Origin of the sequence: Arthrobacter sp. 35/47 (assembly GCF_000520475.1) — a bacterium.
In the GTDB taxonomy this organism is placed as follows: domain Bacteria; phylum Actinomycetota; class Actinomycetes; order Actinomycetales; family Micrococcaceae; genus Arthrobacter_D; species Arthrobacter_D subterraneus.
In genome coordinates, this window is the sequence record NZ_KI914620.1 from 99698 (window position 1) to 112563 (window position 12866).

The 12866-nt window shown below is 65.2% G+C and carries 16 protein-coding genes; 8 read left to right on the forward strand and 8 right to left on the reverse strand.

The window, feature by feature from the left end; translation table 11 throughout:
- Positions 1–54: 54 nt before the first annotated feature.
- From X803_RS0116600 to X803_RS0116615, 4 genes are all read right to left on the reverse strand, one after another.
- Positions 55–927, reverse strand: a complete 873-nt coding sequence (locus X803_RS0116600) for an amino acid ABC transporter permease (RefSeq protein ID WP_026546011.1) — start codon at positions 925–927, stop codon at positions 55–57.
- Positions 924–1598, reverse strand: a complete 675-nt coding sequence (locus tag X803_RS0116605; RefSeq protein ID WP_026546012.1) for an amino acid ABC transporter permease — start codon at positions 1596–1598, stop codon at positions 924–926. The genes X803_RS0116600 and X803_RS0116605 overlap by 4 nt, the downstream gene beginning before the upstream one ends.
- Before the next feature lie 75 nt (positions 1599–1673).
- The gene (locus tag X803_RS0116610; protein ID WP_026546013.1) at positions 1674–2525 is read right to left on the reverse strand and encodes a glutamate ABC transporter substrate-binding protein; all 852 of its coding nucleotides are present in this window, start codon (positions 2523–2525) and stop codon (positions 1674–1676) included.
- A gap of 42 nt (positions 2526–2567) precedes the next feature.
- Positions 2568–3356, reverse strand: coding sequence for an amino acid ABC transporter ATP-binding protein (locus X803_RS0116615; protein WP_051470854.1), 789 nt, complete (start codon positions 3354–3356; stop codon positions 2568–2570).
- A gap of 117 nt (positions 3357–3473) precedes the next feature.
- On the opposite strand from X803_RS0116615, the gene X803_RS0116620 reads away from it, so the two are divergent.
- From X803_RS0116620 to X803_RS21675, 4 genes are all read left to right on the forward strand, one after another.
- Positions 3474–4256 carry an LOG family protein gene (locus tag X803_RS0116620; protein WP_026546015.1) on the forward strand — a complete coding sequence of 261 codons (783 nt, stop codon included), beginning with the start codon at positions 3474–3476 and terminating at the stop codon, positions 4254–4256.
- A gap of 3 nt (positions 4257–4259) precedes the next feature.
- Positions 4260–4649 carry a DivIVA domain-containing protein gene (locus X803_RS20805; RefSeq protein WP_084033878.1) on the forward strand — a complete coding sequence of 130 codons (390 nt, stop codon included), beginning with the start codon at positions 4260–4262 and terminating at the stop codon, positions 4647–4649.
- Entirely contained in the window at positions 4646–5230 is a 585-nt protein-coding gene (locus X803_RS0116630; protein WP_026546016.1) for a DNA-3-methyladenine glycosylase I, read from the forward strand. Before X803_RS20805 ends, X803_RS0116630 begins: the two co-directional genes overlap by 4 nt.
- Before the next feature lie 198 nt (positions 5231–5428).
- Positions 5429–5596 (forward strand): DUF3117 domain-containing protein, encoded by a 168-nt coding sequence (locus X803_RS21675; RefSeq protein WP_084033880.1) that lies wholly within the window; start codon positions 5429–5431, stop codon positions 5594–5596.
- Positions 5597–5678: 82 nt separating this feature from the next.
- On the opposite strand, the gene X803_RS0116640 is transcribed toward X803_RS21675, so the two are convergent.
- Positions 5679–6317: an O-methyltransferase gene (locus X803_RS0116640; RefSeq protein ID WP_026546017.1), complete on the reverse strand. Its 639-nt coding sequence runs from the start codon at positions 6315–6317 to the stop codon at positions 5679–5681.
- 292 nt (positions 6318–6609) lie between these two features.
- On the opposite strand from X803_RS0116640, the gene sigE reads away from it, so the two are divergent.
- Genes sigE through X803_RS0116655 form a run of 3 tightly spaced genes read left to right on the forward strand, consistent with a single transcriptional unit; the run spans position 6610 to position 8703 of the window.
- Positions 6610–7245, forward strand: coding sequence for an RNA polymerase sigma factor SigE (gene sigE, locus X803_RS0116645; RefSeq protein ID WP_026546018.1), 636 nt, complete (start codon positions 6610–6612; stop codon positions 7243–7245).
- Positions 7246–7249: 4 nt separating this feature from the next.
- Positions 7250–8215 carry an anti-sigma factor gene (locus X803_RS0116650; protein ID WP_026546019.1) on the forward strand — a complete coding sequence of 322 codons (966 nt, stop codon included), beginning with the start codon at positions 7250–7252 and terminating at the stop codon, positions 8213–8215.
- Between the two features lie 41 nt (positions 8216–8256).
- Positions 8257–8703, forward strand: coding sequence for a Sec-independent protein translocase subunit TatB (locus X803_RS0116655; RefSeq protein ID WP_026546020.1), 447 nt, complete (start codon positions 8257–8259; stop codon positions 8701–8703).
- A gap of 77 nt (positions 8704–8780) precedes the next feature.
- Here the strand turns inward: X803_RS0116655 and X803_RS0116660 are convergent, their stop codons facing one another.
- From X803_RS0116660 to X803_RS0116670, 3 genes are read right to left on the reverse strand one after another with little or no spacing between them, the layout of a single operon-like run.
- Positions 8781–9905 (reverse strand): Mrp/NBP35 family ATP-binding protein, encoded by a 1125-nt coding sequence (locus X803_RS0116660; protein WP_026546021.1) that lies wholly within the window; start codon positions 9903–9905, stop codon positions 8781–8783.
- Positions 9902–10498, reverse strand: a complete 597-nt coding sequence (locus X803_RS0116665; protein ID WP_026546022.1) for a DUF1003 domain-containing protein — start codon at positions 10496–10498, stop codon at positions 9902–9904. Before X803_RS0116665 ends, X803_RS0116660 begins: the two co-directional genes overlap by 4 nt.
- On the reverse strand, positions 10491–11771 hold the full coding sequence (locus X803_RS0116670; protein WP_026546023.1) for a magnesium transporter MgtE N-terminal domain-containing protein: 1281 nt from the start codon (positions 11769–11771) through the stop codon (positions 10491–10493). Before X803_RS0116670 ends, X803_RS0116665 begins: the two co-directional genes overlap by 8 nt.
- Positions 11772–11899: 128 nt before the next feature.
- On the opposite strand from X803_RS0116670, the gene X803_RS0116675 reads away from it, so the two are divergent.
- Positions 11900–12733 (forward strand): YflT domain-containing protein, encoded by an 834-nt coding sequence (locus tag X803_RS0116675; protein WP_026546024.1) that lies wholly within the window; start codon positions 11900–11902, stop codon positions 12731–12733.
- The last annotated feature ends 133 nt before the right edge of the window (positions 12734–12866 follow it).

The following is a 12866-nucleotide window of genomic DNA, read 5'->3' on the forward strand; positions in this document are numbered from 1 at the left end:
ACTGGCTCGCCTGAAGCCGGTAGGCCAAGGCGAGCCAGTTGGCAGCTTTCAGCCCTAGCCGGCAGGAACTGCAGCGGCGAGCTTCTGCTCGGGATCCTTCCGGGCGGGCCCGGCCGTCCGGAAGCTGAGGAGCTTCGACAACCGGTTCGCCAGTGACGAGAGCGCGAAGTTGATGATGATGAAGATGACCGCGGCGATCAGCAGTGCCTGCAGCAGGTTGCCTTCACCAACGCCCAGACGGCGGGCGTTCTGCAGCAATTCGGTGTAGGTGATGATGTAGCCCAGGGCAGAGTCCTTGAGGATCACCACGAACTGGCTGACCAGCGCGGGGAGCATGGCGGTAAGCGCCTGCGGAACCTCGATGCTTCTCAGCGACTGGCCCCGGGTCATCCCGATGGCCATACCCGCTTCGCGCTGCCCCTTGGGAAGACCCTCCACGCCGGAACGCACCAGCTCCGCGATAACGGACCCGTTGTACAGGGTCAACGCCGTGACCACAGCGATGAACGGGATGTCCTGCGGGCGCATGATGCTCGCGGCGCCGATGGCCAGCCACAGGAAGATCATCATCAGCAGCACCGGAACGGCGCGGAAGAACTCGACGATGACGCCGGCAAGCCAGCGGATCGGCAGGAAGTGGGAGAGGCGCCCGATACCGAGGAGGAGGCCGAGTACCACAGAGGTGACGATTGCCACGCCGGCCGCCCGGAGCGTATCCCAGAGGCCCGGAAGAAGGAAGAACTGCCAGGTCCGGGTCTCAAGGAAGGGCGTCCACTTGGCAGCCGTCAACTGGCCTTGCCCGGCGAGGGCGGTAATCAGCCAGGCAAGCAGCCCGAGTATGAACAGAACGCCGACAATATTGCCGATCAGGATGTTGCGCTTCGCTTTGGGGCCCGGCGCGTCGAAGAGTACCTGCTGTGCGCTCATCGGGACACCGCCAGTTTCTTTGAGGCCCAGGTTGTCAGCAGCCCGATCGGAATAACGATGAGCACAAAACCAAAAGCGAAGGTGAAGAAGATTGGAATCACCATGTCGGAGCGGAACTCGATCATGGTTTTCATCAGGCCGGCCGACTCAGCAACCGACCCTGCCGCAGCGACGGTCGAATTCTTGGTCAGCGCGATGAGCACATTGCCGAGCGGGGCGATGGCACCGCGGAATGCCTGCGGCAGGATCACGAGGCGTGCGGCAGGGAGGAACGAGAGTCCGATGGCGCGGGCCGCCTCGGCCTGGCCCAGCGGAACGGTGTTCACACCGCTTCGGATTGCCTCGCACACAAACGCAGCGTGGTAGAGACTGAGCCCGAGGATGGCAAGCCGGAAGAAGTTCAGGTTGAAATCCGAGGAGAGGCTGACGCTCAGCTGGCCGAACAGGGCAAGCACACCGAACGCGATGATGATCGTCAGCGGTGTGTTGCGGAAGATATTGACGTAGGTCGCGCCGAACCACTGCAGGCTTGCGATGGGGGAGATCCTGAACAGGGCAAGCAGCGTTCCGAGCAGCAGGGACCAGATGGCAGCCCAGAAGGTCAACTGGATGTTTACCCAGAAGGCGGCTGCGACGTCGTATTGCTCGAAGAGCGACAGGAAACTGTCCACGGCAACCTTTCTTTTATGTGCTTCGAACGGCCGTATGGGGGCTGCAAGGCAGCCCCCATACGGTTTCTGATCAGGTTAGGCGCAGTCGTCCGGCGTCGGCGGGTTGAGTTCCGCGTTCGGCTCGTAGTCGACGCCCTCGAGGTTGTTCGCGAGGGCTTCTTCCCACGCGCCTTCCTCGATCATCTTTTCGATTGCTGCGTTGATGTCGGAGCACAGCTCGCTGCCCTTGGTGAGGCCGACGCCGTACTTCTCCTCGGAGAACGGGTTGCCGACCACCTTGAACTGGCCCTGGTTGGCTTCCTGCGCGGCGAGGCCGGCGAGGATGATGTCATCGGTGGTGACGGCGTCGATCTGGCCGCCGCTCATCAGGCTGACGCACTCCGCGTAGCCGGGCTGCTCGATGAGGTTGACGCCTTCCGCATACTCGTCCTTCACGCGCTGGGCGGAAGTGGAGCCGGTGACGGAGCACAGGTTCCGGCCGTCGAGGTCCTCAGGGCCGGTGATGTCACTGTCCACGGGGACCAGCAGATCCTGGCCGGCGATGAAGTACGGACCGGCGAAGTCCACCGTCTCCTTGCGGGTGTCGGTGATCGAGTAGGTAGCGAAGATCATGTCCACCTGCTCGTTGGAGAGCAGGTTTTCGCGGTTCGCCGAGGGTGCCTCAACCCATTCGATCTGGTCTTCGCTGTAGCCAAGTTCTCCGGCTACGTACTTGGCGACGTCAACGTCGAAGCCCGAGTAGGAGCCGCCCTCGTCAAAGCCGAGGCCCGGCTGGTCGAACTTGATGCCGATGCGGACGGATTCGGCAGCTGCCTCGCCGCCGCCGCCTTCTTCAGCGCCTTCCTCGCCGCCTCCGCCGCCGCAGGCGGACAGGGCCAGCGCCGCCGCAGCAGCCATTGCCAGTGCACCGTATCGTGTTGTTCGCATGATTTCTCCTCGCGTTATTTCCTGATGGGAATTCGTCGATAGTTAGTGGGCAAGGATCTTGCCGAGGAAGTCCTTGGCTCGATCGCTCTTCGGGTTGGTGAAGAACTCTTCGGGGGTCGCCTGTTCGACGATCTGACCGTCCGCCATGAAGATCACCCGGTCGGCGGCTTTGCGGGCGAAGCCCATTTCGTGGGTGACAACGATCATGGTCATGCCCTCCTTGGCAAGGGACACCATGGCATCGAGCACTTCGTTGATCATCTCCGGATCCAGGGCGGAGGTGGGCTCGTCGAAGAGCATCACCTTCGGCTGCATGGCCAGTGCCCGGGCAATGGCCACGCGCTGCTGCTGGCCACCGGAAAGCTGCGCCGGGAGCTTCTGCGCCTGGTTGTCCACGCCCACGCGCTTGAGCAGGGACATCGCCAGATCCTTCGCCGCGGTGGGCTTCATGCCCTTGACCTTCACGGGGCCGAGGGTCACGTTTTCAAGGATGGACTTGTGGGCAAACAGATTGAAGGACTGGAACACCATTCCGACGTCGGCACGCAGCTTTGCGAGTGCCTTCCCCTCGGCGGGCAGTTCCTTGCCGTCAATCCTGATTTCCCCGTTGTCGATGGTTTCGAGGCGGTTGATTGCACGGCAGAGGGTGGATTTGCCGGAGCCTGAGGGCCCGATCACCACCACGACCTCGCCGCGGGCGACTTCAAGGTTGATGTCCTTGAGTACATGCAGCTCACCGAAGTGTTTGTTCACGTTCTTCAGCGACACGAGCGGCTGGGTTGGCGGGTGGGAAGCGGACGCGGTCGTGCTCGACTGTGGGTCACGAGTCATAGGTAGAAATGTAGCGAAAGATTCCCCAGCGGCGATACATCGACCGGCGGAAAGTGGAAATCGTGATTCAAGAGCAACCAAAGCCGAAGCCCGCTTCCGGCAGTTAGCCTTGGGGGTATGAGTCCCAACAACGGCAAGAATGACCATCAGCCCGAAGATCGCGCTGCACCGGCGCGGCGCCGCGGGCAGGTTGAGCTCAGGGGGGAGCAGGCAAGGACCGTGCAGTCCGACCAGTACCTCCTCGATTCAATGGAGGAGACTCCCTTCACCAAGACGGACCCCTGGCGTGTCCTTCGCATCCAGAGCGAATTCGTGGAGGGTTTCGGCACGCTGTCCGAGCTTGGCCCGGCAATCAGCGTTTTCGGCTCGGCCCGGACCCCACGGGACTCCCCGTATTACGCCATGGGAGAGGAAGTGGGCCGGCTCCTGGTGGAAGCGGGGTACGCGGTGATCACGGGCGGCGGGCCGGGAGCCATGGAAGCGGCAAACAAAGGGGCGTGCCAGGCGGGAGGGGTCTCCGTCGGGCTGGGAATCGAGTTGCCGTTCGAGCAGGGAATGAACGAGTGGGTGGACCTCGGCATCAATTTCCGCTACTTCTTTGCCCGCAAAACCATGTTCGTGAAGTACGCGCAGGGATTCATAGTGCTCCCGGGAGGATTCGGCACGCTGGACGAACTGTTCGAGGCGATGACCCTGGTCCAGACCCAGAAGGTGACGTCCTTCCCCATCGTGCTGATCGGCAGCGAGTTCTGGGGACCGCTGTGGCACTGGGTGAGGGAAACGCTGCTCGCGAACGGAATGATCTCGGAGAAGGACCTCTCCCTGGTCCACCTCGTCGATGAACCGTCCGACGCCGTCCGGGCGGTTCTGGCTGACACCGCAGGCCACACCGGTCCCTAGACCATGACGATCTTCCTGGTTCTCGTGGCGATCCTGGCCGTAGGCGCCACTGCCTTCCTCGCCATCGGGCGGAGCCGGCAGGACGTCGGAAGCGGGCAGCGGGGGGAACCCGCTGCTGTTCCAGGGCTGGTTGAACCGACGCCCACGCTGCCTCCGGTTCTGCTTCCGGAGCGGCCGGACGCTGCCGATGTACGGCGCGTCCGCTTCTCGCTGGGCCTGCGCGGATACCGTATGGACCAGGTCGACGAGGTCCTGGACCGACTGGCCGCAGCGCTCGCGGAGCGGGACGCCCTCATCGAAGGGCTGCAGAACCAGCTCCAGGCCTGGGACGGGGATAAGGCCTGGGACGGGGATAAGGCCCGGGACGGGGATCAGGGCGGGGACAGCCGGTGAGCGCGGTCAGCGGCAGCGATGGCCGGTTGAGATGCGGCTGGGCAGTCACCAGCGCAGATTACGAGGCGTACCACGACCAGGAGTGGGGCCGCCCGGTCACCGGTGAGGCTGCACTCTTCGAGCGGATCAGCCTTGAGGCGTTCCAGTCCGGTCTGAGCTGGATCACCATCCTGCGCAAGCGGGAGGCGTTCCGCTCAGCCTTCGCGGGTTTCGATCCGCGGTCGGTGGCGGCTTTCAACGACGACGACGTCGTGCGCCTCCTGGGCGACGCCGCCATTGTCCGCAACCGGGCCAAGATCCTGGCCACGATCGCCAATGCCCGCGCACTGCTCTCGCTGCCTCCAGGAACAACGCTGGAGGGGATTCTCGAGGCGCACCGGCCGGCCCCGCGGGACCCGCCGGAGTCTCTGGCGGACGTGCCCGCCGTCGTTCCCGAGTCAACCGCGCTCGCAAAGGATCTGCGCTCGCACGGGTTCCGGTTTGTCGGGCCCACCACCGCATACGCGATGCAGCAGGCAACCGGCTATGTAAACGACCACCTTGCCTCGTGCTGGGTGAGGGCCCGCACGTTGTCCGGATGAGCCGGCTGTGGGCCTGCCGCTGTTGTCCGGCGGCAGGGACTACCCGCCCAGGGGGTGTGATGGGCGCCGCACCCGCGATTAGCTCGCCGCGCACTTCTACGGGATAATGGAGGAGGACGAGCGTACGGGGGACAATCCGCCGTGCAATGTTGATCGCGGCCATCGTCCTGCCGCGCACCGTGGAAGGAAACTACTTAGATGGCTGCGATGAAACCCCGTACCGGTGATGGACCTATGGAGGTCACCAAAGAGGGACGCAGCCTCATCATGCGGGTTCCGATCGACGGCGGCGGACGCCTGGTGGTCGAGCTGAATGCCGAGGAGGCAGGCAAGCTCAAGGATTGCCTGCTGACCGTTACGGACTAGCTGACCTCAGGACCAGGACGCCGTCAGGACCCGGGCACCGTCAGGACCCGGGCACCGTCAGGACCCGCGGGGCCCGGTCCGGTCAGCTGAACATCTTCACAGCCATCAGCAGGCCATTGCCCGCCGGCATCAGGGTGGTGACCAGCTGATCGTTGCTCCGCAGGGTCTTGCCGACCTGCCGGAGAGTGTTGGTGGACGCATCGCGGACGGCCGGGTCGGCCACCTTCCCGCCGTCCAGGGCATCGTTGACCAGAAGGAGCCCTCCGCGCTTCAGGAGCCGGACGGCCTGATCGGCGTACAGTGCAAGGTTGGTCTTGTCAGCGTCGAGGAAGACGAGGTCATAGGCCGCATCCGTAAGCCGGGGAAGTACATCGGCGGCGCGGCCGGAGATCGTGCGGGTGCGGTTGGCCGGTATCCCCGCCTCCGCATAGGACTCCCGTGCAGCCCGGAGATGATCCACATCCGAGTCGATTGTGGTCAGCACGGAGTTTGGGCCCATGCCACGCAGCAGGCATACTCCGGAGACGCCGGCCCCGGCGCCGACCTCGACGACCGTCACTGCTTTTGACGCGGCGGCGAGCACGGTGAGGGCCGCGGCGATGCCGGTGCTGACGGGTGCAACTCCCAGTTCATACGAACGGTCACGTGCACGGAGCAGGACATCATCTTCTACGGGCAGACCTTCCGTATAGGACCAGTTTGCCTGCTTCTGCGCGCTCATGATGTTCCGTTCTCTCTAGCAGCCGGGTAATGCCTGCTGCCCGGGCCGGGTTGCCGGGCGTTGCCTCCCAGCCTACTGCCGTCGGCGGACCCGCCCCGGTAGCGCCGCTGCCCCGTGCCGCGCGGCTATCCCGTTCCTGCCGGATTTCCAGCGTGCTCACAGCTAGCTCGGGCACCATGGATGTGCAAGGCATCCAACAGAGGCGAAGCCCCGAATACCTGATGCGCAGGTCCGGCGAAACATCGGGACCGGCACCGCAACCATTTCATTCGAGGGCGAGAGGAGAAGGTCGATGTCTACTTCGCGCACGGTGGCACCTACGGGGAGCGTCACCACCGGAGAGCACGATCAGGAGGTGCCCGCCTGGGCGCCGCCGTCATGGGAGGAAGTGGTCAGGGACCATTCGCCCAAGGTCTACAGGCTTGCCTACCGGCTGACGGGCAACAAGTACGACGCCGAGGACCTCACCCAGGAGGTGTTTGTCCGGGTGTTCAGGTCCCTGGCGAATTTCAAGCCGGGTACGCTGGACGGCTGGCTCCACCGCATCACCACCAATCTCTTCCTGGACCAGGCGCGCCGCAAGAACCGCATCCGCTTCGATGGACTCGCCGATGACGCGGAGAGCCGTTTGCCGAGCACCCATCCCAGCCCTGAGCGGAGCTTCGAGTTCAACAACCTGGACCTCGACGTGCAGGCCGCCCTGGAGGAGTTGCCGCCGGACTTCCGCGCTGCGGTTGTTCTCTGCGATCTTGAGGGTTTGCCCTACGACGAGGTGGCCCGCGCGCTGGGAGTGAAGCTCGGCACAGTGCGCTCGCGCATCCACCGCGGCCGCACCCTTCTCCGCGAGAAGCTCGCCCACCGGGACCCCCGCCAGCCCGCTCCTGTCCCATCCCGCCTCAGCCTGCCTCGAATCGCAGGTGCCCGCTAGGTCCATGCGCCATCCAACCCGTTCTCTGACCGATTACGTGGCAGACGAGCTGACCCCCGCACGGCGGCATGCGGTGGAAAAGCACCTGCTCGGCTGTGCCCGCTGCAGACAGGTTGTGCAGCAGGAACAGGCAATCCGGCGTCGGCTGCAGAGCACCGCAACCCCGGGGCCGTCCGAAGACCTCTGCGAGCGCATCCTGCGCCGGTCCGCATCAGCGCCGGACGAACAGCGCGGGCCGGCAGTCGAGGGCGCCTTCGCCGCCGCCGCTGCCGGAGATCACGGCGGAAGGGTGCCGCTGTACCGGAACCGCGCACTGATCGCTGCGGGCAGCGGCCTGGCGGTTGTCGCCGTAGCCACCCTGAGCGCCGCCTACGCCCTCGGGTCGGAAGCCGATCCACCGGACCCGGTCGCGACGGGAAGCTACGCATCCGTCACCGAAAGCTTCCAGACCGTTGCTTCGGACACGTCCGCCGGGCTCAGTTCGGGCCAGATTGAGCAACTGCGCGACGACGGTTGGTTCTGCCCCGAGCTGCAGACGCTTGGCTTCCAGCTTGAACATGCCGAGGCGCTGGAGATTGACGGGCGTCCCACCCTCCAGCTGGACCTCTCCGACGGCAGCCATTCCCTCACCATCTATGAGCAGCGGGGTACCACTGCGGGTACCGTCTCCGCTCCGATCAACGCGGCCACCGGTAATTCGGTGCGGGAAGACGGGTTTGAGGAGATCGGTGGAACGGACCAGACGGTCTGGCTGCATCCGGGACGGTCCTGGCAACTAGTGATCAGCTCCGGCTCCGCCACCTATACGGTGGTTTCGAACCTGCCCGTAGCGGATATGCCGCGCGCGGTCAGCCAGCTCATGTTCAACGAACACTCCCAGCTCGCCTATTCACGTCACGACGACGTGCCGGCTGACCCCTTGAGCCGCATCCTGCGGGGCCTTGGAAAGCTGGCGCAGCCGGCGCCCTGACGCAAATAGATTCGGTGTGGCGCGGCAGGTAGGCTTCGAGAGTGTTTGGAATCAATGGATACGAGTTCCTCCTGTTGGCGATTATTGCCGTCATTGTCCTTGGTCCCGAACGTCTGCCCGAGTACGCCTCGCAGCTGGCCCAACTGGTCAAGGGCCTGCGCCGCATGGCCACCGGAGCCCGTGAGCAGCTGCGCGAAGAGGTTGGCAGCGAGTTCGACGACGTCGATTGGCGAAAGCTCGATCCGCGCCAGTATGATCCGCGGCGGATCATCAAGGAAGCACTCCTTGATGACATTGAGGACGCCATCAAGCCGGTCAGCGAGAACGGATCCAGCCCCCAGCCCCGGCCGGCAGCATCCTCCGGGCAACTCGGCCGTCCGGACGCCGGATCGAACGCCCCCACCGACAACGACTCCCGGCCGCCCACCGGCAGTGCCGGGCGCCTGAGCGCCGGTCAGGCCGCCCCCTACGACAGTGAGGCAACCTGAGGGTTGCTGAGGGGTCCCTGAGAGACAGCCCTGCGGGATCCGCCGGCGTGCCAACTCCAGTGCTGGCCTACCGCCGGTCAGCGCTGTTTCGGACTTACCGTCAGCAGCCGTTCATTGAGTCCGCGTGGCCTGCGGGCCAGCATCGAGGCGATGCGGGTCAGCTCGTCAGCGGCAGGTGAGCCAGGGCGCAGAACCACGGGTTCTCCGGCATCGCCGCCTTCCCTGAGCGCGGGTTCCAGTGCGATGCTGCCCAGCAGCTCCACGTCATAGCCCACGGTCGAGCTGAGCCTGCGGGCAAGCTCGGCACCGCCGCCGCTGCCGAAGACCTCCATGCGCTCCCCTCCGGGCAGCTCCAGCCAGGACATGTTCTCGATGACTCCGGCGACTTTCTGCCCGGTCTGCACTGCCATGGATCCGGCTCGTTCGGCGACGTCCGCTGCAGCTGCCTGCGGTGTGGTGACGATCAGCAGTTCCGCACCGGGCAGCAGCTGTGAGACCGAAATCGCGATGTCCCCGGTTCCGGGCGGCAGGTCGAGGAACAGGACGTCCAGATCCCCGAAATAGACATCCTGCAGGAACTGTTCCAGCGCACGGTGCAGCATCGGACCGCGCCAGGCAACCGGCTGGTTCCCGGTCACGAACATACCGATCGAAATTGCCTTGACCCCATGCGCAACCGGGGGCAGGATCATCTCGTCAACCCGGGTGGGTGCCTGGCTGATCCCCATCAGGGCCGGTATCGAAAAACCATAGACGTCCGCATCCACAATCCCGACCCGCAGACCCTGCGCGGCCATGGCTGCGGCAAGGTTCACGGTGACACTCGACTTGCCCACTCCGCCCTTGCCGCTCGCAACCGCGAGCACCCGGGTGAGCGAACCCGGCTCGTTGAACGGTATCCCGCGCCGGTCCCCGGCACCCCGCAGTCGCTCCTTCAGGGCGTCCCGCTGTTCCTGGGTCATGACCCCGAGTGCCACGCGGACGCTGTTCACTCCCGGGAGCCCGGTGACCGCAGCCTCGACGTCGCGGCTGATGGTGTCGCGCAGGGGACATCCGGCGATGGTGAGGAGCACGTGCACTACGACGGAGCCGTCGTCGTGCACGGAGACCGACTCCACCATGCCCAGTTCAGTGATCGGACGGCGCAGTTCCGGGTCAATGACCGTACCAAGCGCGGACCGGACGGCGGCTTCGACCGTCACTGCTTGTCCCGGCGCGGGGGCACCTGCGGAAGGGAGGTCGTGGTGTCGGGCACGCGGCGTCTGGGCTTGCGCTGGCCGGATGTCTCCTGCCCGTCTGCGGACTCAAGCAGTTCCTCCATGACGGAGCGCAGCTCGGACCGGACAAAGTCCCGGGTGGTGACCTCGCGCAGGGCGATGCGCAGCTCGGCGATCTCGCGCGTGAGGTATTCGGTGTCGGAGAGGTTCCGTTCGGCCCGCTGGCGGTCCTCCTGCAGTGACACGCGGTCGCGGTCATCCTGACGGTTCTGGGCCAGCAGCAGAAGTGGGGCCGCATAGGAGGCCTGCAGGGACAGCATGAGGGTCAGGAGGGTGAACCCGATCGCCGCACTGTCGAACCTCCATGCCTCAGGCGCCCAGCTGTTCCACGCAAGCCACACGGCAACGAACACCGTCATGTAGAAGAGGAACTGCGGGGTGCCCATGAACCGGGCGAAATTCTCGGTGGCGCTGCCGAAGGCATCCGGGTTGGGGCGGAGCCTGGGCAGCCACCGGCCGCGGCTTTCACGCGGCGTGTCCAGGCCACTGGTGGTTACGGTTCTGGTTCTCTCAACCATTTATGCCTCCACGGGTTATATGGGGCGTGATGTCCTGGGCACGCCAGTCCTCCGGGAGCAGGTGGTCCAGAACGTCGTCAACGGTCACCGCCCCCACCAATCGGCCGTCGCCATTGACGATCGGCAGTGAATTCAGATTGTAGGTGGCAAGGATCCGGGATACCTCACTGATGGTCGCCTGGTCGCTGACCGGCTCCAGATCCGTGTCCACGATATTGCCCAGTTGCTCGGGAGGCGGAAAACGCAGAAGCTGCTGGATATGCACCACGCCGAGGTAACGGCCGGTGGGGGTCTCCAGCGGCGGCCGGCAGACGAAGATGGACGATGCGAGCGCCGGGGTCAATTCTTCCCGGCGTACGTGCGCCAGCGCCTCGGCGACCGTTGCTTCCGGAGGCAGGATCACGGGAACCGGCGTCATGAGTGATCCGGCGGTGTCTTCCTCATACTGCAGCAGCCGGCGGACGTCCTTCGCGTCGTCCGGTTCCATGAGCTGGAGGAGCTCTTCCTTCTGGTCTTCCGGTAGCTCATTGAGGAGGTCGGCGGCGTCGTCCGGGTCCATCTCCTCCAGCACATCGGCTGCCCGCTCCCGGTCCAGTGAGGAGAGGATCTGCACCTGGTCGTCGTCGGGCAGTTCCTGGAGGATGTCGGCAAGCCGCTGGTCCTGAAGCTCGCTGGCCACCTCGATCCGGCGCTTGTCGCTCATCTCATGGAGTGCGTCCGCGAAGTCGGCTGCCTTCAGGTCATCGTGCTGTGCCACGAAGGACGTTGCGGCCTGGGGTTCATCGGCGTCGCCGTGATACGCGTCCATCCAGTCGATGATCAGGCGCTCGCCGCGGCGAAGGCCCCGCAGCCGCGACTGTGGGCCGCCGCGACGGACGAAGATCTGCGACACGTGCCAGTCGCCGGAGCGGTCCTTCTCCATGGCCACATCCTCGATGGTGGCCTCCCCGCTCCCGTCGCGAAGCGTGATCCGGCGGTCGAAGACCTCGGCAACGACGAGCTGCTCGGCGCCGCGCTGGTCGAACCGCCGGAGGTTGACCAACCCGGTACAGATGATCTGCCCGGCGTCGATGGACGTCACGCGTGTCATCGGCACGAAGACCCGCTTCTTGCCGGGAACCTCAACCACCAGACCGACAACCTGGGGGAGAACCGACGGTCCCCGGTCGAGGATGACGGCGTCACGGAGCCGCCCGAGACGGTCACCGAGGGGATCAAAGACGTCCAGGCCCAGAAGACGTGCCACAAAAACGCGCGTTGGGTTGCTGCTCACATGCCTAGGCTACTGCGCCTGCGCTACTGCGGCTGTATTGCGTGACGGCCCGCACGGCATGCCCACCCCAAAGTTCACCCCGAGCGATACGGTGCCACGGCGGGGCTGATCTAGGCAACAATGAAAGTATGTCAAACGTTCTTGGACGAACCGCCTCACGTGATGAAGGCCGCACGCTGCCGAAGGGCGAGACCGTCGGCAGGTACGGCTCCTACCTTGATGCCCAGAAAGCCGTCGACTACCTCGCCGACAGCAAGTTTCCCGTGCAGCAGGTGTCGATCATCGGCAACGACCTCAAGACCGTGGAACGGGTAACCGGACGCCTCAGCTACCCGAGGGTGGCCCTTGCCAGCGCGGCGACCGGCGCCTGGTTCGGTCTGTTTGTCGGCTTCATCCTGACGCTCTTCGGCGGTGACTCGACCTACCTTCCCATCCTCTCCTCAATGGCGCTCGGAGCAGTGTTCTGGGTGCTGTTCGGTGTGATCGCCTACGCGTTCCAGCGCGGGAAGCGTGATTTCACGTCCACCAGCCAGGTGGTCGCAACCAGCTACGACGTCATTGTTGATCCGTCCGTTGCCGGAGAAGCCCGCCGGGTGCTGCAGCAGCTGCCGATGAATTCGAACCCGCAAACCAACGCCCCCGTGCAGCCCTGGGGGACGCCATCGGCACCGAACCAACCGCCGCGGCAGGGCCAGCCGCCGCAGCGTCCGGAAAGCTGGGGGCAGCCGCCTGTCCAGGCGCCGCACGCCAATCCTGACCCACAGCAGTCCGCTGCCCCGCAGGCTGGGGCTGCGCCGCAGGCTGGGGATGAACAGCGGGCTGCAAACCAGCGTTCCACCCGCGGTCAGTTCCCTGATCTTCCGGACGGGCGTCCGCAGTACGGGATCCGCATCGAACCGCAGCCCGCCGCGGAAGACGCACCTGATGAGGCCCGCCGCGGTGAGGAATCCCGCCGGGATTAGCGAGGCCACCAACCGGCCGGCCAGGATCAGCGAGGGCAGCTGACCAACGCAAAGGCGGACAGCCATCGAAGGCTGTCCGCCTTTGCGTTGTGGTTTTCCAGGTCCGGCCCTTCAGCCCGGCCCTTCAGCCCGG